General features: G+C 73.3%; 19 protein-coding genes and 2 pseudogenes. 6 read left to right on the forward strand and 15 right to left on the reverse strand.

Going from position 1 to position 22,675, the window contains the following annotated elements; genetic code table 11:
• Window positions 1-27: 27 nt before the first annotated feature.
• A pseudogene (locus ISOVA_RS17535) lies at window positions 28-222 on the forward strand (FmdB family zinc ribbon protein); the annotation flags it as partial.
• A 62-nt stretch (window positions 223-284) separates the two neighbouring features.
• Here ISOVA_RS17535 and ISOVA_RS17540 read toward each other — a convergent pair.
• Window positions 285-428, reverse strand: a complete 144-nt coding sequence (locus tag ISOVA_RS17540) for a hypothetical protein (protein ID WP_315897907.1) — start codon at window positions 426-428, stop codon at window positions 285-287.
• 110 nt (window positions 429-538) lie between these two features.
• Here ISOVA_RS17540 and ISOVA_RS12760 point away from each other — a divergent pair, with 110 nt between their 5' ends.
• A complete protein-coding gene (locus ISOVA_RS12760; RefSeq protein ID WP_013839633.1) occupies window positions 539-1,276 on the forward strand; it encodes an RcpC/CpaB family pilus assembly protein in 738 nt (245 codons plus the stop codon).
• Between the two features lie 107 nt (window positions 1,277-1,383).
• On the forward strand, window positions 1,384-1,803 hold the full coding sequence (mscL, locus tag ISOVA_RS12765) for a large conductance mechanosensitive channel protein MscL (protein WP_013839634.1): 420 nt from the start codon (window positions 1,384-1,386) through the stop codon (window positions 1,801-1,803).
• 100 nt (window positions 1,804-1,903) lie between these two features.
• Here mscL and ISOVA_RS12770 read toward each other — a convergent pair whose 3' ends face one another.
• Together ISOVA_RS12770 and ISOVA_RS12775 are read right to left on the reverse strand one after the other, a co-directional pair.
• Window positions 1,904-2,128 (reverse strand): hypothetical protein, encoded by a 225-nt coding sequence (locus tag ISOVA_RS12770; RefSeq protein WP_143762134.1) that lies wholly within the window; start codon window positions 2,126-2,128, stop codon window positions 1,904-1,906.
• Between the two features lie 82 nt (window positions 2,129-2,210).
• On the reverse strand, window positions 2,211-6,395 hold the full coding sequence (locus ISOVA_RS12775; protein ID WP_143762135.1) for a hypothetical protein: 4,185 nt from the start codon (window positions 6,393-6,395) through the stop codon (window positions 2,211-2,213).
• A gap of 378 nt (window positions 6,396-6,773) precedes the next feature.
• On the opposite strand from ISOVA_RS12775, the gene ISOVA_RS12780 reads away from it, so the two are divergent.
• Window positions 6,774-7,964, forward strand: coding sequence for an MFS transporter (locus ISOVA_RS12780; RefSeq protein WP_049788476.1), 1,191 nt, complete (start codon window positions 6,774-6,776; stop codon window positions 7,962-7,964).
• Between the two features lie 64 nt (window positions 7,965-8,028).
• Here the strand turns inward: ISOVA_RS12780 and ISOVA_RS12785 are convergent.
• From ISOVA_RS12785 to ISOVA_RS12835, 11 genes and pseudogenes are all read right to left on the reverse strand, one after another.
• Window positions 8,029-8,322, reverse strand: a pseudogene (locus tag ISOVA_RS12785) (phosphoribosyltransferase); the annotation flags it as partial.
• Window positions 8,323-8,492: 170 nt separating this feature from the next.
• A complete protein-coding gene (locus tag ISOVA_RS12790) occupies window positions 8,493-9,065 on the reverse strand; it encodes a gluconokinase (protein ID WP_233275899.1) in 573 nt (190 codons plus the stop codon).
• Window positions 9,066-9,139: 74 nt separating this feature from the next.
• Complete coding sequence (gene uxuA, locus ISOVA_RS12795; protein ID WP_013839638.1) at window positions 9,140-10,312, reverse strand: mannonate dehydratase; 1,173 nt, start codon at window positions 10,310-10,312, stop codon at window positions 9,140-9,142.
• A 97-nt stretch (window positions 10,313-10,409) separates the two neighbouring features.
• On the reverse strand, window positions 10,410-13,136 hold the full coding sequence (locus ISOVA_RS12800; RefSeq protein ID WP_233275900.1) for a PKD domain-containing protein: 2,727 nt from the start codon (window positions 13,134-13,136) through the stop codon (window positions 10,410-10,412).
• 162 nt (window positions 13,137-13,298) lie between these two features.
• Complete coding sequence (locus ISOVA_RS12805) at window positions 13,299-14,321, reverse strand: Gfo/Idh/MocA family protein (protein WP_013839640.1); 1,023 nt, start codon at window positions 14,319-14,321, stop codon at window positions 13,299-13,301.
• 69 nt (window positions 14,322-14,390) lie between these two features.
• Window positions 14,391-15,206 (reverse strand): ABC transporter ATP-binding protein, encoded by an 816-nt coding sequence (locus tag ISOVA_RS12810; RefSeq protein WP_013839641.1) that lies wholly within the window; start codon window positions 15,204-15,206, stop codon window positions 14,391-14,393.
• Window positions 15,206-16,234, reverse strand: a complete 1,029-nt coding sequence (locus ISOVA_RS12815) for an ABC transporter substrate-binding protein (protein WP_013839642.1) — start codon at window positions 16,232-16,234, stop codon at window positions 15,206-15,208. The genes ISOVA_RS12810 and ISOVA_RS12815 overlap by 1 nt, the downstream gene beginning before the upstream one ends.
• A 68-nt stretch (window positions 16,235-16,302) precedes the next feature.
• Entirely contained in the window at window positions 16,303-17,190 is an 888-nt protein-coding gene (locus ISOVA_RS12820) for an ABC transporter permease (protein ID WP_013839643.1), read from the reverse strand.
• Window positions 17,191-17,252: 62 nt separating this feature from the next.
• The gene (locus ISOVA_RS12825) at window positions 17,253-18,080 is read right to left on the reverse strand and encodes a sugar phosphate isomerase/epimerase family protein (protein WP_013839644.1); all 828 of its coding nucleotides are present in this window, start codon (window positions 18,078-18,080) and stop codon (window positions 17,253-17,255) included.
• Between the two features lie 114 nt (window positions 18,081-18,194).
• On the reverse strand, window positions 18,195-19,367 hold the full coding sequence (locus tag ISOVA_RS15670; RefSeq protein WP_013839645.1) for a sugar phosphate isomerase/epimerase family protein: 1,173 nt from the start codon (window positions 19,365-19,367) through the stop codon (window positions 18,195-18,197).
• Window positions 19,368-19,516: 149 nt separating this feature from the next.
• Window positions 19,517-20,584: a LacI family DNA-binding transcriptional regulator gene (locus ISOVA_RS12835; protein ID WP_013839646.1), complete on the reverse strand. Its 1,068-nt coding sequence runs from the start codon at window positions 20,582-20,584 to the stop codon at window positions 19,517-19,519.
• Between the two features lie 245 nt (window positions 20,585-20,829).
• On the opposite strand from ISOVA_RS12835, the gene ISOVA_RS12840 reads away from it, so the two are divergent.
• The gene (locus tag ISOVA_RS12840) at window positions 20,830-21,594 is read left to right on the forward strand and encodes an adenine nucleotide alpha-hydrolase family protein (protein ID WP_013839647.1); all 765 of its coding nucleotides are present in this window, start codon (window positions 20,830-20,832) and stop codon (window positions 21,592-21,594) included.
• Window positions 21,595-21,614: 20 nt separating this feature from the next.
• Here ISOVA_RS12840 and ISOVA_RS12845 read toward each other — a convergent pair whose 3' ends face one another.
• Window positions 21,615-22,133, reverse strand: a complete 519-nt coding sequence (locus ISOVA_RS12845) for a DinB family protein (RefSeq protein WP_013839648.1) — start codon at window positions 22,131-22,133, stop codon at window positions 21,615-21,617.
• Between the two features lie 279 nt (window positions 22,134-22,412).
• Here ISOVA_RS12845 and ISOVA_RS12850 point away from each other — a divergent pair, with 279 nt between their 5' ends.
• Window positions 22,413-22,670: a glycoside hydrolase family protein gene (locus ISOVA_RS12850; protein ID WP_041294893.1), complete on the forward strand. Its 258-nt coding sequence runs from the start codon at window positions 22,413-22,415 to the stop codon at window positions 22,668-22,670.
• The last annotated feature ends 5 nt before the right edge of the window (window positions 22,671-22,675 follow it).

Here is a 22,675-nt window from a genome sequence, read left to right on the forward strand (position 1 = left end):
CACGCAGGCGAGACTACCGTCCGGCGTATGATTGGCACTCACAGTGGCCGAGTGCCAGGCCGGGCGGCCCGGCACCCGGCCGGCCCGGTCCCCGACCGGGCTGCCGACCTGTTCGTCCGAGGAGAGCACGTGCCCACCTACGCCTACCGGTGCGCCGACTGCGGCCACGCCTTCGACATCCACCAGGCGTTCACCGACGACGCCCTGACGGCCTGCCCGCAGTGCACGGGCCGTCTGCGCAAGGTGTACGGCTCGGTGGGTGTGACGTTCAAGGGATCCGGCTTCTACCGGACCGACTCGCGCTCGACGTCCTCGTCGTCGAGCTCGTCGTCGAACGGCTCCGCATCCTCGAGCGGCTCGTCGTCGAGCGGCTCGAGCGGCTCGTCGTCGTCGACCAGCTCGACGTCGTCGTCGACGTCCGGCTCCAAGGCCGCGTCCGCCTGAGCCCGCGCGGCGAGGCCGCCCCCAGGGCGGCCTCGTCCACAGGAGCCGCCCGCCGCCGGCGGGCCCGCCGCGCGTCCGCCCTAGCGTGCGGCGCATGCGCACCGATTCTCCCGACGCCGCGGCACGTCGCCGCGGCCTGCGACGCCGCCTGCGGACCGCCCTGTGGCGCGCCCGGTTCGTGCTCGTCGCGGTCTGCTGCGGGCTGGCCGCGACCGCGACCGTGCACGCCCTGCGCCCCGACCCGCCGCCGACCGTCGACGTCGTCGTGCCGCTGCACCCCCTCGTCGCCGGCGAGCGGGTCGAGGCCGCCGACCTGACGGTCCGGCCCGTCCCCGCCGAGCTCGCCCCCGACGGCGTGGTCACCGCCACGGCCGACGCGGTGGGACGGGTGCCCGCGGTCGACCTGCCCGCGGGCCTTCCGCTGCACGCGACGCTCGTCGCGGGTGGCGGTGTCGCGGCTCACGCGCCCGAGGGCACCGTGGTCGTGCCCGTGCTGCTCGACAGCGCCGCGAGCGGGCTCCTGCGGCCGGGCGACCGCGTCGACCTCGTCGCGGTGGATGCGTCTGTGCTCGATCCGCACCTCGAGCCCCACCTCGAGGCCGAGGGGACCAGGCCGGCCGGCGACGGTGACGGGACGCACCACCTCGCGCGCGGCGCGCTCGTCCTGCCGGGCGTGACCGGCGCGGCCGACGAGGGCGGCGCGTCCCTGCTGGGCGGTGCCGTCACCGAGCGCAACGCGCCCGTCACGCTCGTCGCGGTACAGCCCGAGGAGGCGACCGCGCTGTCGGCGGCGTCCGCGCGCGGGGTCGTCTCAGCGGTGCTGGTGCCCTGAGGGGCGCCCCTGCGCGCTATCCGTTGCGGTCCTGCCCGGGCGGGGAAAGAATCTCCAGTGGCCGCGCCGAGCGCCTGCTCGGCCTCGGAACGACCCCAGGGGGAACCATGCTCAAGGGCTTCAAGGACTTCATCATGCGGGGCAACGTCATCGACCTCGCCGTCGGCATCATCATCGGTGCCGCGTTCACCGAGGTCGTCAACGCCCTCGTCAACAACATCCTCAATCCGCTCATCGGCGCGATCTTCGGCAAGCCGGACCTGAGCGGCCTGTGGAACATCACGCTCCGGGCGGCGACCGAGACCCAGGAGGCGTCGGTCCTGTCCGTCGGCGGGTTCCTCAACGCCGTGCTGCAGTTCCTGATCGTCGCCGCCGCGCTCTACTTCGCGATCGTCATGCCGCTCAACCGGCTCGCGGAGCGCCGCAAGAAGGGCGAGGAGCCGGAGCCCGAGGCGCCGGCCGAGGACGTGCTGCTGCTCCAGGAGATCCGCGACCTGCTGGTGGTCCAGAACCAGAACCGCGGCTGATTCCGACCGTTGTGGGCGTGATCTCTGGTCCGTAGAACCCGGTCGAACCGGGCAGAACGGGCCAGGAATCACGCCCACAGCGCTGTCCGGGCGGCGTGGTCTACCAGTGGGGCGGGACGTCGCGCTCGAGCCGCTCGTCGTTGGAGCCGTGGCCGCCGCGCTCGTCGGCGCTCACGCCGAGCACCGGCTCGCGCTCGGTGCCGCGCCGCACCGCACGCCGCGGCCCGCGACGCCGGCGCCCGGACGCGTCCGGCCGCGCAGGTGAGGACGCCCCGTCGACCGGGGTGCCGCCGTCGGGCCGCTCGGAAGGGCTCTGCTCGCTCACGCGACCCATTCTCCCGCAGCCGTGAGCGGACTTCTGGCCCACGTCCCGGTCGGGAAGTGGGCCAGAAGTCCGCTCACAACGGTCAGTCGGTGGGCGGCGGGGGCGGGGTGCCGTCGTCCTCGTCGTCCTCGTCGGGCAGCACGGGCACCTCGCGCGGGGGCACGACGCCGCCGGCCGTCCCGATCCGCTCGTCGCGGACGCGCTGCACGAGCCGGCGCACACGCTCGGCCTCGCCGTCGGGGTCGAGGAACGCCGCCGCGCTCCACACCTGCGTCACGACCCAGCCGAGGCGCTCGAGGCGTTCGGCGAGCTGGCGGTCGCGCACCCGCACGGACGGCTCCGCGACGTACGCGGCGTCGTCGGTCAGCACGGCGACGAGCAGCTCGCCCGGCAGGTCGGGGTGGCCGACGACGAGCGGGATCCGGTCCCCGTCGCCCGTGCCGTAGTCGGTCTCGACGAGGTAGCCGAGCCGCCAGAGCCGCTCGCCGACGTCGACGAGCAGCTTGTCGGGGGCGCGCGCGACGTCGACGCCGTTGCCGAGCTCGACCTGGTCGGCCGCGCCCGAGCGCCGCTCGGCGAACGCGAGCACCTCGGCGAGCAGGTTCGGCCCGGCGCCGCGGAGGCGCTCCGGGTCGAGCGCGTCGGACGGGAAGCACGACACGACGTGCAGCCGCTTGCGCGTCGCGCCGAGGGCACCGAGCAGCATCGCGTCTCCCCCGGGCTCGCCCAGCACGCCGAAGCGGTGCAGCACGCGCCCGTGCGGCGTCCGGCCGAAGCCGACGGACAGCAGGATCGTGTCGCGCGACAGTCCGGCGACCCCCGTGATGTCGGCGACGACGACCGGCTCCGGGCGGCTGCCCGAGAAGAACGGGGCGAGGGCCGGGTTGGCGCGCACCTCGGCGAGCAGCGCCTCGCGGATCCGGTCGGCGTGCACGGCCGTCACGGTGACGATCCCGAGCGTCTCCTCGGGCCGCGTGAGCGCGTGCTCGATCGCGACCTCGACGACGCGGTCCACCTCGGCCTGCGTGCTCTCCACGGTGCCCGAGACCGGGTCGGGCATGCCCGTGCCGTCCACGACGTCGAGGTGCACGAGCGCCTCGGCGCGCGGCAGCGGCGCGGGCCGCAGCAGGCCGTCGTAGCCGTGCGCGGCGAGCAGGCGCGTGAGCTCGGGGTCGCGGCGGTTCTCGCGCGGCTGGAGGGTCACGGTCGGCAGCAGCGCGGACAGCTCCTGCACCGCGCTGCCCGACGCCGAGCGCGGGTCCCCGACGACGACGACCTGGCGCCCGCGCGCGATCGCGGGGACCACGACCTCGACCGGCACGTGCTGCACGGCGTCGAGCACGACGAGGTCGACCGTGCGCGTCGCCGGCAGGAGGTGCGGCACCAGGGTCGGCGTCGACACCAGGGCCGGGCGCAGCCGGCGCAGGACCTCGCCGTGCCGCTCTGCCAGGTCGCGCAGCGTCGTCATCCGACCCTCGATGAGCTCGGTGAACAGCGCCTCGGCGTCGTCGCGGTGCTCGCGCATCGCCCGGCCCAGGTGGGCGCGCGCCGCGACGCGCGCGGGCACCGACAGCGCCTCGACGTGGCGGCGGTCGAGCTCACGGAAGCGCCGGGCGAGCGCGTCGAGCCCCGCGCCGTCCTGCCCGGCGAGCGCGGGGTCGGCCGCGAGGATCTGCTCGAACACCGACGACCACCACGCGAGCTCGAGCTCGGCTCCGACGAGCTCCGGGCGCACCCGGCGCGCCGCGAGGTCCTCGACGAGGTCGGCGAGCCCCGCCTGGCGCACGCGGCGCAGCGCCGCAGTGCGCTCGGGCAGGGTCTCGAGCGCGGTCGAGTCGCCCGCGAGCCGCTGCAGGCGCTCGGCGAGCGCGTCGAGGTCGAGGTGCGTCAGGTTGCCGCCCATGGGCGTCGTGGCGAGCACCGGCTCGAGCGCCTCGAGGTCGATCCGCACGGCCTCGTAGGTGTCCTCGATGCTCGACAGCCCCTCGGGCAGCGTGGGCCAGCCGCCGCGCACCGCGTGCTGCGCCCACACCTCGCGCTGGGCCTGGACCTCGACGAGCGCGGCGTGCATGTCCGGCACGCGCACGCCCGGGCGGACCATGTCCTTGGCGCGCTTGCGCAGGCGACGCCGCGTGAACCACCCCATCTCGATGCCGTGCTCGGCGCGCCAGCGGCGCGACGCCGTCGCCTGCACGAGGTCGGCGGCCGTGCGCTCGAACACCATGGGGTGGAACACGTCGAGCGTGCTGCGCATCCCGGCGAGCATCGCGAGCTGGTCGCCCCACTCGGCGACCGTCGCCGGGGCGGCCAGGCCCGTGACCTCGCCGGTGTACGCGATCTGGCGCCGCAGCTGCGGCAGCGTCGCGTCCTTGAGGCGGCCGACCCGGACGAGCGCGTCGCGCGCGTCCTCGGCCGAGTGCAGGTCGGCGCCGAACCACGGGGTCGCCGACGGGCGCAGCGTGAACGCGCCGAGCTCGGCGGCGCGGCGCAGGTCGCCCGCGACGGCGCGCCGGCGTGCGGCGTCGAGGCCGAGCACCGACTCGGACGCGAGGCGCACCGTCGTCGACGGCGACGGCCGCTCCGACGTCAGCCGCGCGAGCGCCTGCAGCGCGTCGTACGCGGACACGCCCCACGGCGCCCGGGGGCGGTGCAGCGCCTCGATGTACCCGGTGAGCTGCGTGCGGGCGCCGATGAGCGCGTCGCGCACGCGCGCGATGTCCTCGGTGTCGACCTGCTCGGGCTCGGATGCCATCGCCGCGAGCAGGCGCCGGGACACGTCCTGCCGCCACGTCGGGTGCGGCGGGACGTCGAGCAGCAGGCCCTCGAGGCCGAGCCCCGCGAGCCGGTGCGACAGCCGGTCGGCCGCCCGCCGGTGCCCCGTGACGTACAGGACCGACCGCCCGGCCGCCGTCGCCTCCGCGACCACCGCCGCGAGCGTGCCCGCGACGTCGGAGCTCACGGGCGCGTCGACGAACAGGTGGCTGCCGGTCGCCAGCGCCTCGACGACGTGCCGCTGGTGCGGGTCGAGGTCGCCGACGCCCCGCTCGCGCGTCGGGTCGGGGTCGGCGCGCGTGAGCTCGGGCAGCGCCGCCTCGGCCAGCGCCGACTGCGCCGCGTCGACGCCCGCGAGCGCCGCGACGACCTCGTGCCGGTCGAGCGAGGGCGCGAGCTCGTCGAGGTCGTCGACGAGCACCTGCCCCGGGTGGACGAACGTGCCCACGAGCATGCGCCGGTCGAGCTCGAAGCCCTCGAGGACGGCCTCGCCCAGCGCCGCGATGCGCGCCAGGACGTCCGTCGGGTCGAAGCCCGCGAGCGTGAACGTCGCCTGCGCGAGGGACGCCGGGTCGAGCAGCGCCCCGTGCGCGCGCAGCGTCCGCGCCACGACGGGGTTGATCTCGGCCGTCGGCTCGAGCGTCAGGTCGTAGTCCGCCTCGCCGTCGCCCCGCGGTGTCAGCGTGACCGGCCGCAGCAGCACCGGCGCGTGCACCGTCCGACCGGCCGCGGGCAGGTCGTCCGGCCCGGGCGGGTGCGGCGCTCGCGGCGACGGCCGGGGCGGCGCCCCGTCGCGGGCGGTCATCGTGACCACCGGGATCGAGGTCGTCAGGACCAGCTCGCCGTCGTCGTCGCCCGACGGCGGCGCCCCGGCGGGCGCGCCCGACGCGTCGCTCGTGCCGTCGGCCTCCTCGGGCGTATCCGCCGAGTCCTCCGGGTCCTCGTCCCGGTCGACGACGCGGGCGGACGCCACGGGAGCGGCGGCACCGGCCACGCGGGCGAGCGCCGCGACGTCGTTGCGCTGGGGGCCGGGCGGCTCGGTGCCGTCGGTGGGCTCGGTCCACGTGGCCACGCCGATCGCGAGGTACGTGGCCGCGACCCCGTACCGCGACGCGTGCTCGGCCGAGCGGGAGGCGACGGCCCGTGCACGACGTCGCGCCGCGGGCAGCGTCGCGCCCTCGCGCACGAGGTTGCTCAGGCGCGTGGGGCGGCCCGCGAAGAGCTGGGCCACGCCCGAGGGATGGGCGGCCGAGAGGTCGACGACCGCCTCGCCGAGCATGCCGACGTCGGCGAGGCTCGAGCCGCCGACGAGCTCGACGAGAGAGGCGCGCCAGATCTCGGCCGCGGCCTCGACCTGCTCGGCCGGCGTGGGGGGCGTGACGAGACGAGGACGGCCGTTCGTCCGGGCCGCCGACGGCTCCGGCGCGGGCTCGGCCGGCGGCACCACGGCCGTGGGCTCGGCCGCGCTCGCAGTGGTGGATCGACGGGCGTTCACGCCAGCACGGTAGACCGGGCGGTGCGGCGGGCCGGGACCGGCACGCCGACGACTTCTCGAACCGGGCCAGGTCCGCGCGGGCGCGTGCCGCCGTCGGGCACCGCGGCGAGGCCGCCGGGCACCGCCCCAACGCAGACGCCCCTTCGGTAGGGGGGCCGAAGGGGCGTCGATCCGGAGCGTGCCGGGATAGGACAGCACGGACCGCGCAGGGGGCGGGCGATGCGTGCTGCCACAGGCAGTCTGCCCCTGGACTGTTAAGACGTCAATATCTTCTGGACGGCCGTCCACGGGCAGCGGAAATCGATCGTCGCGGGAATGATTCGGCCGTAGGCTCTTCGGTTCGTGGGGAGAGTGCTCGAGGCGATCGTGCCCGCGCGGATGGGGCGGAGCTTCCGCTGGCTGCTGGCGTCCTCGTGGACGAGCAACATCGGCGACGGCGTGGCGCTCGCCGCCGGTCCCCTGCTCGTCGCCTCGCAGACCGACTCGGCCTTCCTCGTGGCGCTCGCCGCGATGCTCCAGCGCCTGCCGTGGCTGCTGTTCGGGCTGTGGGCGGGCGTGCTCGCCGACCGGCTCGACCGGCGGCGCGTGGTCATCGTGGCCAACCTGCTGCGCGCGCTCGTGGTGACGCTGCTCGTGGGCATCATCGCCACGGGGCACGTCAACATCGTGCTGGTGCTCGCGGCGATGCTGCTCATGGGCGTCGCGGAGGTGTTCGCCGACACGACGTCGCAGACGCTGCTGCCGATGGTCGTGGACAAGGCGGACCTCGGGATCGGCAACGCGCGGCTCCAGGCCGGCTTCCTCACGGCCAACCAGCTCGCCGGCCCGCCGCTCGGCGCGTTCCTCTTCGCCGCGGGCATGGCGTGGCCGTTCCTCGTCCAGGTCCTGACGGCGGTGCTCGCGGTCGTCCTCGTCGCGCGCGTGACGCTGCCCGCCGTGCCGCGGGCGAAGGGCCGCTCGCACGTGCGCCAGGACGTCGCCGAGGGCCTGCGCTGGATCTGGTCGAACCGGCCGGTGCGCACGCTCGCCCTGGTCATCCTCGTCTTCAACGTCACGTGGGCGGCGCCGTGGGCGATCCTCGTCGTGTACTCGCTCGACCACCTCGACATGGGGCCGGTCGGTTTCGGGCTGCTCACGACGGCGTCCGCGGTCGGCGGACTGCTGGGCACCTTCGTGTACGGGCGGCTCGAGCGACGCTTCTCGCTCGCGACCCTCATGAAGGTGTGCCTGTCGCTCGAGGTGCTGTTCCACCTGTCGCTCGCGCTCGCGACGACGGGCTGGGTCGCGCTCGTGACGCTCTTCGTCTTCGGCGCGTACGCGTTCGTGTGGGGCACGGTGTCGAACACCGTCCGCCACCGGGCCGTGCCCACGCGCTTCCAGGGCCGCGTCGCGTCGGTCTACATGATGTGCGTGTTCGGCGGCATCGTCGTCGGCAACGCGCTCGGCGGGCTCATCGCCGAGCGGTGGGGCCTCACCGCGCCGATGTGGTTCGCGTTCGTCGGCGCGGGCGTGACGCTCGTGCTCGTCTGGCGGCAGCTCGCGAACATCGCGCACACCGAGGCCGACTGACCTTTCCGCCGAAGTAGCGCGTTCTCCCGCGAGGTAGCGCGTTCTCGCGCGAAGTAGCGTCGCGCTACTCCCCCTCGCGCGCCCGCAGCGCGGCGTCGAGCTCCGGGTGCGTCACCCACGCGCCGTCGACCAGCACCTCGCGGTCCCACGGGACGACGAGCAGGTCGTCGGTGACCATTGCGCAGTGGTCGGGGCGCGGGTCGGCCCACGTGTGGGCGAACAGCGTCGCGGTGACGACGCGCGTCGCGCCGCGCTCGAGCACGGCCTCGGCCGCGAGCGCCAGCGTCTCGCCGGTGTCCGCGATCTCGTCGACGACGGCGACGACCTTCCCGCGCACGTCCTCGCTCACGGGCACGCGCCACCGCGGCGTGCGGTGCGTGACCTCGTCGCCGACGCGCCGGCTGAGCGTCGACCCGCTCCGGCTCCAGCAGTTCCGCGAGCCTGCGCGGGAGGCGCGCGAACTCGTCCCACGACACCTCGTGGACGCCCTCGCGCCTCGCGTAGTCGTACGGCCGCACGCCGCCGACGCTAGCCCGTCGCCGCCGCGTCGTCACCGGTGCGCGACGTCGCGCCGATCGTCGGGAGCCAGGCGGTCACCTGCCCGACGGCGTCGCTCACCGGACCGGTGACGTCGACGACGAGCCCCGTCTCGTCGTCGGACAGCGGCTCGAGCGTGGCGAGCTGCGAATCGAGAAGGGACGCCGGCATGAAGTGGCCGCGACGCGCGGCGATGCGCTCGGCCAGCACCTCGCGCGGGGCCGTGAGGTGGACGAACGCCAGGTCGTGCCCGGCGCCCTCGCGCAGCACGTCGCGGTAGGTGCGGCGCAGCGCCGAGCAGGCGACGACGACGTCGCGACCCGCGTCGGTCTCGGTGCGCATCGCACGGCCGACCGCGCGGAGCCACGGCAGGCGCTGCTCGTCGGTGAGCGGGATGCCCGCCGCCATCGCCTCGACGTTGGAGGCGGGGTGCAGGTCGTCGGCGTCGACGAACGCCGCGCCGAGCGCGTCCGCGAGCGCCCGCCCGACGGTGGACTTGCCCGACGCCGACACGCCCACGACGACCACCGCGCGCGGGCCCGTGTGCTGACGATCGGTACTCACCCGCACGATCCTCGCACCTCTGCTCGCCGCGGGTCGGATATCCACCGGTGTCCCGGCCGTCCCGGGAGGCGGCCTCACACGAGTGCGCGGACGGCGGTCTCGACGCCGCGCAGCTCGGCCAGGCCCTTGAGTCGGCCGACGAGCGAGTAGCCCGGGTTGGTGACCCGGTGCTGGTCGTCCAGCAGCTGGTGGCCGTGGTCCGGTCGCATCGGGATCCGCGGCCCGCCGGCCTGCCGGCGGCGACGCTCCTCGAGGACCAGCTCGCGGATGACGCCGACCATGTCGACGTCGCCGGCGATGTGGTTGCCCTCGTGGAACGAGCGCGGGTCCGCCTCGCGCACCGTCGAGCGCAGGTGCGCGAACCAGATCCGGTCGGCGAACTCGGCCGCCATCGCGACCAGGTCGTTGTCCGGACGCACCCCGTACGAGCCGGTGCAGAAGGTCAGCCCGCTCACCTCTCCCGGCGCGGCCTTGAGCAGGAACCGGACGTCGTCGGCCGTCGAGACCACCCGCGGCAGACCCAGCAGCGGGCGCGGCGGGTCGTCGGGATGGATCGCCAGCCGCACCCCCAGCTCGGCGGCCACCGGGACCACCGCCCGCAGGAAGTACGCCAGGTTCTCGCGCAACGCCTCCGCGTCGATCCCCCGGTACGTCGCGAGCACCTCGCGCAGCGAGGACAGGGTGTGGTGCTCCTCGGAGCCGGGCAGCCCGGCGATCACCGTGGCGACGAGCTCGTCACGCCGCGCCGGCGTCATCGCCTCGTACACCTCACGCGCTCGGGTGACGTCGGCGTCGTCGTACTCGTCGTCCGCCCCGAGCCGCTCCAGGACGAACAGGTCGAACGCCGCGAACACGTCGTGGTCGAACCGCAGCGCCCACCCGCCGTCGGGCAGCTCGTACCGCAGGTCCGTGCGCGTCCAGTCCAGGACCGGCATGAAGTTGTACGCCACGACGTCGATGCCCGCCGCGGCGACGGCCCGCAGGCTGTCGGTCCACACCGCGATCGCCGCGTCCCGGCCGGAGTCGCCGCGCTTGATCGGCTCCGTCACCGGGATCGACTCGACCACCGACCACGTCAGCCCGGCCGCCTCGATCTGCGCCTTGCGCGCTCGCACCGCGTCCACCGGCCACGCGACGTCGTTCGGCACCTCGTGCAGCGCCGTCACGACGCCCGTGGCACCCGTCTGCCGGATCTGCGCGAGCGAGATCGGGTCGGCGGGGCCGAACCACCGCCAGGTGTGCTCCATGAGGGTCTCCAACCGAAGAGGGGTCGTGATGGTGCGCGACGTCGCCCGGCCGGCCCGCAGGCGCTGCGCCTGCGGGCCGGCCGGAGGTGCTACCGCGTCACTGCGTCGTGGCCGCGACGGTGATCCCCACCGTCGTCCAGTCGCGGGTGCCGCTGCTGTCCGTCGCGATCAGACGGGCGGTGTACCTGCCGGGCTCGGAGTAGACGTGGGTCGCCTCCGCGCCCTCCGCCGTCGTCCCGTCGCCGAAGTCCCAGACGTAGGACGCGATGGTGCGTCCCTCCGGCGCGACCGCGGTCCCGGTCAACGTGACCTCGACGCCGGCGGGGCCGCCGCCGCGGCTCGCCTGCGCCTCGACGACCGGGGCCGTCGCGTCGGCGACGCCTCGACCGTGGAAGACGAGCCAGTCGAGCGCCACGACGCTCGCCCCGGCCTCGGCCTGCCCCTTGCTGGAGGCCACCACGTACAGGGTCGTCGTCCCGCCCTCGGCGTCGATCTCGATGGTGGGCGACACCACCTGCCCCGGTGCGGTCGCCGGGTCGATCTTCACCTGTCCGAGCTTGGGCCCGGTCGGGCTGCCCGTGCGGACCTCGAGCGTCGTCCCGGCGGAGCCGCGCACCGCCCCGATCGTCAGGGCCGAGATGCCCGTGAGGTCCACGGGCTCGAACGCGATCCAGTCCCCGTCGTGGATGTCGGCGACCAGCCGCCCTCCGCGCGCGGCGGCGTCGTCGACGATCTGGACGCCGGAGCCCTCGCTGTAGAACTCGGCCTCCTTGTCACGCACCTGCAGGCGGACGATCTCCTGCGCGGCGAGCGCCGGAAGGCCGGGGGCGCCGAGGTCCTGGTACCCCGCGCCGAGCACCGGGTAGACGTTCTGCCCGACGCCGTGGTCGGCCGGGTCGAGGAAGATCTCGCCCGAGCAGCCCTCGTAGTTGTCGAGCGGGTGCGCGTGGTCGTCGTGCCCGAGCTGCGTCGCGACCGTGACGAGGGTGCAGTCGATCGTCCCGTCGGCGGTCGAGCCGTCCTCGGCGTCGACCACGTCGACCGAGTACGGGACCGTGTCGCCGAGCTCGGCGAACCCGCCGGCGAGCGGCCGGCCGAACGAGACCTCGGGACGGGTGTTCCCGACGGTGATGCGCTGGACCGAGACACCGCTGAGGCCGTCGCTGTCCCTGACGGTCAGGCGGGCGGTGTGCACGCCGTTCTCGGTGTAGGTGTGGACGGGGTTGCGTTCCGTCGAGTCGACGACGCCGTCGTTCTCGAAGTCCCACTCGTAGGTGATGTCGAGGCCGTCCGGGCTGTGGCTTGGGCCGCCGTCGAACGCGACCGTGAGCGGTGCCGTGCCGGAGTCGACGTCGGACGTGAACTGGGACACCGGGCGACGACCGTCGGCGGCGTAGTCGATGCGGTAGATGCCGGAGTCCGTGTTGGTGCTGCCACGGCCGGCACCGCTGCCGCGCCCGAAGTCGATGATGTACAGCGACCCGTCGGGTCCGAACTCCGCCTCGAACGGTGCCACGAACCTCTCGTCGGCCAGGAACGGGTCGATCGCGAGCAGCTCACCGGTCGTCTCGTCCAGCGAGAGCACCTTGTAGAAGTGGCGCGCGTACTCCGAGACGAACCACCGGCCGTCGTAGGACGCGGGGAACTTGGTCTTCACGTCGAGCTCGGCGTCGTACCGGTAGACCGGGCCGGCCATCGGCGCCGCCCCTCCGGACCCGAGCTCGGGGAACTGCGCGGAGACCCCGTAGCCGTACCAGACGAGCGGCTCCTGGGCCGGCGGCAGCTCGCGGAGCCCCGTATTGTTGGGCGAGTCGTTGACGAGGTTGGCGCAGTCGAACGCCTCGCCGGACTGCCCGGTGGCGAAGTCGTAGTCGACGTACGCCTGGTTGTTCGCGTGGCAGTACGGCCAGCCGTGGTTGCCCGGCTCGGTCATGCGGATGAGCTCGACCATGCCCTCGGGTCCGCGCAGCGGGTTGGCGACGCGCGCGTCCGGCCCGTAGTCGCCGACGAGCACCGCCCGCGTCTTCGGGTCGACGGTGATGCGGAACGGGTTGCGGAAGCCCATGCCGTAGATCTCCGGCCGCGTGCCCTCCGTCCCGGGCGGGAAGAGGTTCCCCTCGGGGATCGTGTACGTGCCGTCGTCCTGCGGCGTGATGCGGAGGATCTTGCCGCGCAGGTCGTTGGTGTTCGCCGACGTCGCCTGGGCGTCGTACGCGCGGCGGCCCGGACGCTCGTCGATCGGGGTGTACCCCTGCTGGTTGAACGGGTCGGCGTTGTCACCGGTCGCCACGTAGAGGTTGCCGTCCGGGTCCATGGCCAGCGAGCCGCCCATGTGCGAGTTCGCGCGGCCCTCGCCGCGCCAGATGGTGAAGTCGAGCAGACGCTTCTCGGACGCCCGGTCGATCGTGTTGTCCGGCCCCATCGTGAACCGCGACAGGTTCATCTTGGGCACCACGGGGTCGCTCCAGAGCAGGTAGAGCCAGCCGTTCTCCGCAAAGTCCTCGTCGAGCGTCAGACCGATCAGACCGTCCGACTGGGTCAGGAGGTCGAGGCTGTAGTCGAAGTCCAGCGCCGTGAACTGCCGGAGCGTGTCCTGCTCGAGGACCTTCACCTCGCCCGTGCGCTGGATGTAGATGACGCGGCCGTCGTCGGTCACGGCCAGCTCGAACGGGTCGGCGAGGCCCTCGGTCACGAGCGGCACCTTGTCGAACACGTCCTGCTCGGCCTGGGCGGCCCCGGTGGCACCGTCGTGCTCGTATGCGGCCGCGACGGTGACGGGCGCCAGGGTGCCGATCGCGACGGCCATGCCGATCGTCGCCCTCACCGCCCTGCTGTGTCTCGCAGACATCATCAACACTCCCTCGTGTGGTCGAGTGCCTCGGCGCGACCGGCGGTGGCCGCGCTCGGCACACGTTCGTCACAGGGGCGGTCCGGACGGGCCGCTCCTTCGTTCCCTCGTGGGGTCTGGTGGTGGTGGGATGCGCGGTCAGAGCAGCTCGGCCGGCCTGACCGCCTTCCCCGTCGACGCCGCCTCGTAGATCGCGCAGAGCAGGCGGACGGTCTCGAACGCGTCGTCCGCGCCGACCGGCACGGGCGACGAGGTCTCCAGGGCGGCGACGATCCTGCGCCACTGCTCGAGGTGACCGGCGTGCCCGATCGCCAGCGGGTCGGACGCCCCGCTGGCGACCTGGGCGAGCACAGGTGCCGGCACCCCTGGCACGCTCCACCGCCGCACCTCGGCCTGGGCGAGCTCGACGACGCCACGTGAGCCGTAGACCGAGAGGGTCGCCGGGAACCCGGGCGGCGTGGCGGTGGTGGTCGACACCAGCCCGAGTGCGCCGGAGGCGAAGCGCAGCGTGGCGACCGTGGTGTCCTCGGCCTCGATCCCCTGGGCCACGCTGCCGTAGTGCGCCGTCACCGACTCGACCGGCCCGCACAGCCAGCGGAGCAGGTCGACGTTGTGCACGCCCTGGTTCATGAGCGAGCCACCGCCCTGCGCCATGGAGGTCCGCCAGTCCGCCGCGCGGTAGTAGTCCGCGTCCCGGTACCAGTGGACGTGCGTGGTCGCGAGGCGGACGTCGCCGAGCGCGCCGTCGTCGAGCGCCTCCTTGAGGCGCAGGTGCTCGCTCTCGAAGCGGCGCTGCGAGATCGTGGAGACCGACAGGCTCCGCTCACGAGCCGTCCGGACGACCGCGGCGGCGTCCTCGACGGTCGTCGCGAACGGCTTCTCCACGACCACGTGACGCCCGGCCTCGAGGGCCGCGAGCGCGAGCCGTGCGTGGGAGCCGCTCGGCGTGCAGATCGCCACGACGTCGACCCCGGGATGGGTGATGACGTCGTCCGGTGCCGCGCGGGCCGCGTCCCACCCGGCGAGGGCGTCCTCCGAGCGGGGCCTGCCGCTGTACGCGACGAGCGACACCCGCTCGTCGAGCTCGCGGAGCGCCCGCGCGTGCATCGACCCGATGCTGCCCATCCCGACGATCCCGACGCCGAGCCGCGTGCCGAGCATGGATCCTCCTCGTGAGTTCGTCGTGCCCGCCGTCCGGCAGGCTGGGGTGGGTCAGGTGACGGGTCGGGGTCAGTCGGGTGCGTGCGTCGCGCCCAGGAGGTCGCGGATCCGACCGGCGGCGCGGGCGAACCGCGGGTCGGCCAGCGTGGGCCCGTAGTCCCGTCGCTCCGGGAGTCCCGGCGTCAGCGTCTCGACGATGCGGCCCGGGCGGGGGCTCATCACGACGATCCGGCTGCCGAGGTACACCGCCTCGGGCACCGAGTGGGTCACGAGCACGATGGTCGTGCCGGTCTCCCGCCAGATCCGGTTCATCTCGATGTTCATCTGCTCGCGCGTGAGCGCGTCGAGGGCACCGAACGGCTCGTCCATGAGGAGCACGCGAGGCTCGTGCAGGAGCGCCCGGCACAGGGCGACGCGCTGCTGCATGCCGCCGGAGAGCTCGTGCGGCAGGGCTTTCTCGAAGCCCGTGAGGCCTGTGAGCTCGATGAGCTCGTCGGCGCGGCGCTGCGCGTACCGCTTGTCCAGCCCCCGCATCTCGGCCTGGAGCAGGATGTTCTTGCGCACGCCCCGCCACTCGAGCAGCGCCGAGCGCTGGAACGCGAACCCGATGTCCCGCTGCGGCCGCGTGACGCGCTGCCCGTACAGCCGCACGTCCCCCTCGGAGGCGATCGTGAGGCCCGCGACGATCTTGAGCAGCGTCGACTTGCCGCAGCCGGACGGTCCCGCGATCGTCACGAACTCGCCGGCGCGGACCGTCAGGGAGACGTCGTCGAGCGCCACGGTCTCGGACCGCTTCGACCGGAACCGCATCGTCAGGTTCGAGACCTCGATGATCGGGTCGGTGCCCACGGCCGGAGCCGCCGGGGCGAGCTCGGTCGCGGACATCAGAGGCCCTCTCCGAAGGATCCGTCCCAGTACTCCGCCGCCGTCGTCTCGCCCTCGAAGTCCGTGTTCTCGGACAGGAACGTCAGGGTGTCGGTCCACTGCTGGTCGGTGTTGGCACCGGGCGCCGGCGCGCCGTCGAGGTTGAGGAGGCCGAGGGTCGTCTCGAGCTGTGCGGAGAGCACGTTCTCCACCGGAGCCTGCTCCGCGCCGGCCGCCATCGCGGCGACCGCGCCCTCGGGGTCCTCCGCCGCGGCCAGGAACGAGCGCGACGTCGCACGCACCATCGCCTCGACCAGCTCCGGGTTCTCCGCGATCGTCGCGTCGTGGGCCACGAGACCCGTGCCCAGCAGGTTCATGCCGAAGTCCGCGAACGGCAGCGCCTCGACCTCCTTGCCCGTCTGCTCCTCGATCGTCGGGGCCTGGTCGTGGTGGAAGCCCTGGATGGCGTCGACCTTGCCCTCGATGAGCGCGGCGATCTTGCCGGCGGCGTCGACGTTGACGACCGTGACGTCGGCGGGGTCGACGCCGTTGAGCTCGAGCCAGGCGGGGAACGTGCCGTACATGGCGTCGCCCGGGGTGCCGCCGACGGTCTTGCCGACCAGGTCGGCGGGCTCGGTGATCCCCTGGTCCGCGAAGAACTCGACGGAGCTGGGGCCCGTCTGGAGGAACACGCCCACGCTCTTCACGGGCATGCCCGAGCTGATGGCGTTGACCAGCGGCGGCGTGTCGGCCCAGCCGAAGTCGGTGTTGCGCTGCGCGACCTGCTGCACCGTGTTGCCGGACCCGTTGCCCGGCTGGATCGTCAGGTCGATGCCCTCCTCCTCGAAGATGCCCTGCTCGACCCCGTAGTAGAACGGGGCGTGCTCGCCGTACGGCACCCAGTTCAGGGTGATCGTGACGGCCGTCGTCTCACCGGCCCCCTGGCCCTCGGCCTCCGCCGAGCCGGCACCGGCCGGCCCACCGGCCGAGCACCCGGCCACGAGGACGCCGGCCACGACCAGCGAGAGTCCGCTCTGTGCAGCGCGCATGGGGATTGCCCTTCTGCTTGTGCCGCGACGACGCGGCGACGATGGATCGGTCAGGTACGGGTCGCGGGTCACGACGCGGCGAGCACGACGTTGCCGCGGCGCGAGGCGTGCCACGGGATGAGCACCCGCTCCGAGAGCTCCACGACGACGAAGAGGACGACGCCGATGAGCGACATGAGGATGAGGTCCGCGAACAGCAGGGGTGCGTTGAGGTTGCCGCTCGCCAGGAGGAGGACGTAGCCGAGGCCTCGGTCGGCGCCGACGAACTCGCCGACGACGGCCCCGACGACCGCGAGGGTCACGGCCACCTTGAGGCCGGACATGAGGTGCGGGAGCGCCCCGGGGAACCGGATCTTGCGGAACGTCTTCCACCGCGAGGCGCCCATCGTGGCCGAGAGCTCGAGCAACTCGGGGTCCACGGAGCGCAGCCCCGCGACCGCCGAGACCACGACGGGGAAGAAGGCGATGAGGACCGCGAGGACGATCTTCGGCGTGAGGCCGAAGCCGAACCACACGACGAGGATCGGCGCGATCGCGATCTTGGGGATGACCTGCGCGAAGAGGATCAGCGGGTACAGCGCCTTCTCGGCGGTCTTGGAGTACACCAGCACCACCGCGGTCGCCACTCCGATCACCGTCGCGAGAAGGAACCCGATGATCGTCTCGAGCGTCGTGACCCAGGTGTGCTCGAGCAGCATGGCCCAGTCGTCCACCATCGTCTCCCACACCGCTCCCGGCGCGGGGATGAGGTAGGCCGGCACCAGCTCGCGCCACGCGACGAACCACCACACCGCGAACAGGGCGACCAGGACGAGGAGGGGGCGCCAGGACACGGCGACGAGGTTCGCCGCGCGCGTCAGGAGCGGCGTCGAGGTCCGTGCCGGCGGCGGGACCGCGCGCGCCGTGGCGGCGCGGGTTGCCGGTGGGTCGCTTCGCACGTCCTGGGTGGTCGTCATCGAGGGATCCTTCGTGGTGGTCGTTCGGGGGGTCACCGGTGCGTCGTGGGCGCCTGCGTCCGTCATCGGTACGGCACCCCCTCGGCGTCGAGGATGTCGGTGAAGGCCCGCCACGCCTTCGTGAAGAGCTCGGGGCCGGAGAAGCCGCCGAAGCTGTGGCCGGTTCCCAGGTGCGGCTCGAGCGAGAAGAACCCGTCGAACCCGTCGTCCCGCAGCGCCCGGACCGTCTCGACCGTCTCGCCGTCGCCGTGGCCGGCCGGGACGACCTGCCCGGTCCCGGCGATCGCGTCCTTGATCTGCACGTACTCCAGGTGCGGGCGGAGCATGGCGTACCCGTCGGTGAACGGGCGGACCCCCACCTGGACGAAGTTCGCCGCGTCCCAGGCCAGCGCGAGGTGCGGCGAGCCCACGGACTCGACGATGTCGAGGCACCTGCGGGGCACGTCCCCGTAGATGCCCTTCTCGTTCTCGTGGAGGAGGACGACGCCGGCGTCGGCCGCGACCTTGGCGAGGGCCGCCATGCGGTCGAGCACCTCGTCGCGGCACGTGTCCGGGTCGGTCCCGGGCCGCATGAAGAAGGAGAAGATCCGGACGTAGGGCGCCTCGAGCAGCCGTGCGACGTCGGCGGCGTGCCGCATCCGCGCCAGGTGCGCCTCGGCGTCGTCGTCCAGGAAGACCTTCCCGATCGGCGAGCCGATGCTCGAGACCTGCAGGCCGTGCCGACCGAGGACGTCCCGGACGCGGGCGAGCTGGTCGTCGTCCAGGTCGAGGACGTTGGTGTCCCAGGCGCTCCGGAACTCGATGTACTTCAGGCCGAGCTCGGCGGCCAGGCTGCACTGGGTCTCGAGATCGGGCGAGATCTCGTCGGCGAAGCCCGAGAGCGTCCACACCTCGTGGTCTCCTTCGTCGTGTCCGTGGGTTCGACGTCGATCGCGACGGACCGGGGGTCCGGCGCGGGCCGGCGGGGGCGCTGCCGGCTCGCGGGGCGGGCCGGCAGCGGGCGGTCAGTACCGGAGGTCGGTCAGGTACCCGAGGCTGGCGCACGCCGACGTCACGCCGTCGGGCCGCGGCTGGTCGTGCTCGGTGAACGAGTACTCGACGCCGGCCAGGGAGGCGTTCGCGAAGATCTCGGCGAAGTCGATGGTGCCCGCGCCGACGTCGGCGAACGACCCGTCCGGCGCGATGTCCTTGAGGTGCAGCAGCTCGAACCGGCCGGGGTAGGTCTCGAAGAGCTCGACGGTGTCGACGCCGACGCTGGCGGCCCAGTACACGTCGAGCTCCATGGTGACGAGCTCGGGGTCGGTCTCGCGGACCAGGACGTCGTACCCGGTCACCCCGTTCTCCTCGGTCTCGAACTCGTAGCCGTGGTTGTGGTAGGCCACCGTGATGCCGGCCTCCTTGAGCTTCGCGCCCACCTCGTTGAGGACGGCGGCGGTCCGGGAGTAGTCGGCCAGTGTCCACCGGCTCGAGCCCGAGATCCGCACGTACTCGGCACCGATCGCGTGCGCCTCGGCGATCACGCCCTCGAGGTTGTTCTCGAGGTTGGACTGGCTGACCCCGAGCGACGGCACCGCGATGCCGGCCGCCTGCGTCAGCGGAGCCAGCCGGGCGGCGGTGTAGCCGTAGAAGTTGCCGACCGAGCCGGACGGCTCCATGTTCTGGAACCCGCACTCGGCGAGGGCCGCCAGGGTGCCCTCGGCGTTCGACGGCATCGTGGCACGGACGGTGTAGCCGACCAGGCCGATCCTGCTCAGGTCGACCGCGCGGGTCCCGGTCACCGGGTGGGGACGACCCACCTCGGAGGCGGCGGCGGCGCTCACGATCGCCGCGCGCTCGGCGTCCGTGATGACGCCGGCCCGTACCTGCTCGGCGGCGACGCGTCCCACCGTGCTGAGGAACTCGCCGTGGGTGGCGAACGGCGCGTCCGCCATGATGACGTCCATCAGGGTGCACCCGTTGCCGACGTCGTAGTTCGTGACCCCGGACGCCGCGGCGCCGTCTCCGAAGAAGACGGACGACTCCGCGGAGTAGCCGTAGGTGCAGGCGTCCGACGTCGTCGCCGCGAGGGCGCCCGACGGGATCAGCGGGAGCAAGAGCGCGCCGGTCGCGGCGGCGACGAGCCGCGCGCTTCTCGACCGACGACCGTCGGTGCGTGAGGGGAGGGTGGTGCGTGCCATCAGTCTGCCTCTCCGTTGAGGAATGCCTGCTCGGGACGTGCACGGCGCGCCTCTCGGTGCGCGTGACCCTGACGCTAGGGGCGCCCCCGCGATGGCAACAACGAGTTGCCACTTGTTGCACCTGACGTGCCGGTGAGCTTCCGGTCGGCTCAGGCGGGCTGGCGGACGGGGTTGCCGTCGGTTGCCGTCGCCCGACGCTTCTTCGTCGCGCGTCGCGGCGCCGTCGATCCTCGCTCGACGAGCTTGGCGGGAAGGAGCGTCGGACCCGAGCTGCCGGCGGGTGTGGAGGACCGCAGCTGTGCGAGGAGGTTCTGGACGGCGAACGCACCGAGATGGCGCAGGGGCGCGGCGACCGTCGTCAGCGGTGGCGTGCAGAAGTCCGACCCGAAGATGTTGTCGAACCCGATGACGCTCACGTCGGCCGGGACGCTCCGGCCGAGCCGCTTCAGACCCCGGATCGCCCCGATGGCGAGCAGGTCGTTGTAGGCGACGACCGCCGTCGTCGAGTGCTTCGCCAGGGCCTGGGCGGCCGAGAGACCGCCGGCGAGCGTCGGCGGGTAGGGGCCGATGCGCCGCGCCTTGAGCTCGAGCTCCGACGTCGCCTCGCGGAACGCGCGCCAGCGCATGCCGTCGGCCCACGACGCCTCCGGCCCGGCGACGTACGTCAGGCTCGTGTGGCCCAGCCCCGCCAGGTGCTCCACAGCGCTGCGCATGCCTCGCGCGTTGTCGGTGAGGACGCTCGGCACGTCGGTCATCACGCGGTTCATGACGACCGTGGGCCGCTGCTTGGCCGCCACCCGGATCGACGAGTCGGACATGCGCGACGTCGCCAGGATCAGCCCCTCGACCAGCGGCAACGTGCGCTCGAGCGCCTCGCGCTCGGCGTCGACGGACTCCTGCGCGTCGACCACGAGCAACGTGTACCCGGCCTCGCTTGCCGTCTTCTCGGCTCCGCGGATGATCTCGAAGAAGAACGGGTTGGTCACGTCCGCCACGATGACGGCGAGGAGCGCCGTCCTGCCGTTCGGCAGTCCCCGCGCGAGCGGGTTCGTCCGGTACCCGATCTCGTTCGCGATCCTGCGGATGCGCTCGGCGGTCTCGGAGTTGACGCGGCCGGGACGGGAGAACGCCCGGGAGACCGTCGACGGCGCAACCCCGGCCGCCTTGGCGACGTCGTAGATCGTGGGGTTCGGCCGCGCGTCCTCGGGGGCATCCATGCAGTCGGACTGTATGGGCAGACCGTCGCCGCCGACAACCGTTTGTCATCGAGCGTCCCGCCATTCGGCTGTTGCCGCCGTTGCCATGGCAAAGGACGGCAACTGCTTGCCCGCGCCCGGCTTCGTCGGTCGAATGTGCGGGTGACCACCCCCGCACACGGGTCGATCACCGGCGCGACGCAGCACGGGATCGACGAGGGTGACACCTCGAGCTCGGCGACGGCGCCGTGCGCCGGGGTGCGCCGATGACCCCGCGCAAGGCGTCGACCGCCGCGCCGAGCCTCGAGCCGGCGACCGCCGGCGAGCTCGCGACGGCGTTGGCCGCGACCCTCGCGCGCTCGCCTGCCGACGGTCGGATCGGTGTCCTGTTCTCCGGTGACGCGAGCTCCTCCCTCCTGCTGAGCCTGGCGGTCCGCATCGTCGGCCAGGCCCGGGTCGTGGCGCTCGTCGTGACCAGCAGCCGTCCGCACGACGTGGCGAGCGTCGCCGACCGCATCGGCGCACCGACCTTCGACATGACCGGGCGCGCCATCGAGGACGCGCTCCGGGCACTGGACCTCTCCGCCGTGGTGCTCGGCGACCACGAGGCCCGCGGCGACGACGTCCACGCCGCCGGCGTGCCCGCCCTGCTCCGTCCGCTCGCGGACGTCGGCCTGGGTCCGGGCGCTGCGCAGCGCCTCGCGCGCGACCTGGATCTTCCCTTCATCGACGAGGCCGCCGACCGCACCTACGGCGAGGCGCAGGAGGCGGACATGCACACCGAAGCCCACCCGACCACGGAGGAGGTGGTCCAGGTCGAGGCGGCCGAGAGCGAGCTGCGGCGGCTCGGGCTCGCCGACCTGCGCGTCCGCCATCACGGAGAGCTCGCCCGGCTCGAGGCGCCGAACGCGCAGCTGACGACCATGACGTCCGAACCGCTGCGCGGTGAGATCCTGCGCGCCGTCCGCTCGGCAGGGTTCCGCATCGTCGCGCTCGACCTGGGAGCGGTACCAGAGACGTTCGACGCCTGATCCGGCTCGGCGCCGGGACCTCACTCGCCCACGGAGCCGTCGGCGAGCTCGCGGGCGACGTCGAGGTGGCCGACGTGCCGCGCGTACTCCTGGAGCACGTGGAAGCAGATCCACGTCAGCGTGGGCGGGTCGGACTCGAACCGACCGCCGAGAGCGCCGCGCTCGGCCAGGTCGTGCGACCCGAGGATCTGCCGCGTCCGCTCACCGCCCGCGTGCAGCGCGGCGACGAGCCCAGGGTGCGTGGCGCCGTCGGGCACGCGCCACGGGCCCTCGGGCCGGCCGCCCTCGTGATCGCCCCACGGATCCGGCACCTGCTCGCCGAGGAAGCCCCACACGAACCACCGTCGCTCCATGTGGACCAGGTGCGTGAGCAGCTCGAGCGGCGTCCAACCCGACGGGAGCGTGCTCGTGCGCAGCTGCTCGTCGCTCAGGCCGTCGAGCTTCCGTTCGACGGCCGAGCGGTAGTAGTCGAGGTACGCCACGAACTGCGCGGCCGGGTCCGCCGTGTCGAGCGTGGGTTCGACGTCCGAGAGCGGCATACGTGCAGCGTACGACGCAGAGGTCGTCGACCATGCGCGCACTTGACAGCACCTGCGGCCGGATCGACTCTGAAGAGGCGACACGCAGCAAAGGGGCTGATCCGTCCGCAGGAGCACCCCAACTCTGACGAAGTGGGGGGTCAGGTTGAACGCGACGACGCAGGACCACGACCGCTCGAGGCTGACCGCGGCCTTCCTGGTGATCTGTCTCATCGCCAGCATGAGCGCCCTGCCGAGGGCACCCTCGAGGGACAGTGGGAGTCGCTAGGCGCGTTGCCGGTGCCCGAGTGGACGCTCGACTACGGCCCGAACCACCTCTGGGCGCCGGACATCGTCCGCACCGGCGACACCTTCAGCGACAGCTACCACGTCCAGGTCGGTCGATCCCGGAACCTCACCGGGCCGTACGTCGACCGCGAGGGCGTGCCGCTTCTCGACGGCGGCGGGACCGTCGTGCTCGAGACCGACGGCGGGGCAGGCGGTCAGGACGTCATCCGCGAGTTCGGCCGCTACTACATGGTCAACCACTACTACTAGTGGGA

Origin of the sequence: Isoptericola variabilis 225 (assembly GCF_000215105.1) — a bacterium.
Taxonomy (GTDB): domain Bacteria; phylum Actinomycetota; class Actinomycetes; order Actinomycetales; family Cellulomonadaceae; genus Isoptericola; species Isoptericola variabilis_A.

Coding starts and splice junctions, on each gene's coding strand:
- ISOVA_RS12780 (WP_049788476.1), top strand. CDS start 6,774: ATGGGGCGGAGCTTCCGCTGGCTGCTGGCGTCCTCGTGGACGAGCAAC.
- ISOVA_RS12835 (WP_013839646.1), bottom strand. CDS start 20,584: ATGGATGCCCCCGAGGACGCGCGGCCGAACCCCACGATCTACGACGTC.
- ISOVA_RS12760 (WP_013839633.1), top strand. CDS start 539: ATGCGCACCGATTCTCCCGACGCCGCGGCACGTCGCCGCGGCCTGCGA.
- ISOVA_RS12810 (WP_013839641.1), bottom strand. CDS start 15,206: ATGTCCGCGACCGAGCTCGCCCCGGCGGCTCCGGCCGTGGGCACCGAC.
- mscL (WP_013839634.1), top strand. CDS start 1,384: ATGCTCAAGGGCTTCAAGGACTTCATCATGCGGGGCAACGTCATCGAC.
- ISOVA_RS12845 (WP_013839648.1), bottom strand. CDS start 22,133: ATGCCGCTCTCGGACGTCGAACCCACGCTCGACACGGCGGACCCGGCC.
- ISOVA_RS12805 (WP_013839640.1), bottom strand. CDS start 14,321: ATGCTCGGCACGCGGCTCGGCGTCGGGATCGTCGGGATGGGCAGCATC.
- ISOVA_RS12840 (WP_013839647.1), top strand. CDS start 20,830: ATGACCCCGCGCAAGGCGTCGACCGCCGCGCCGAGCCTCGAGCCGGCG.
- ISOVA_RS12815 (WP_013839642.1), bottom strand. CDS start 16,234: ATGCGCGCTGCACAGAGCGGACTCTCGCTGGTCGTGGCCGGCGTCCTC.
- ISOVA_RS15670 (WP_013839645.1), bottom strand. CDS start 19,367: ATGGCACGCACCACCCTCCCCTCACGCACCGACGGTCGTCGGTCGAGA.
- ISOVA_RS12820 (WP_013839643.1), bottom strand. CDS start 17,190: ATGACGACCACCCAGGACGTGCGAAGCGACCCACCGGCAACCCGCGCC.
- uxuA (WP_013839638.1), bottom strand. CDS start 10,312: ATGGAGCACACCTGGCGGTGGTTCGGCCCCGCCGACCCGATCTCGCTC.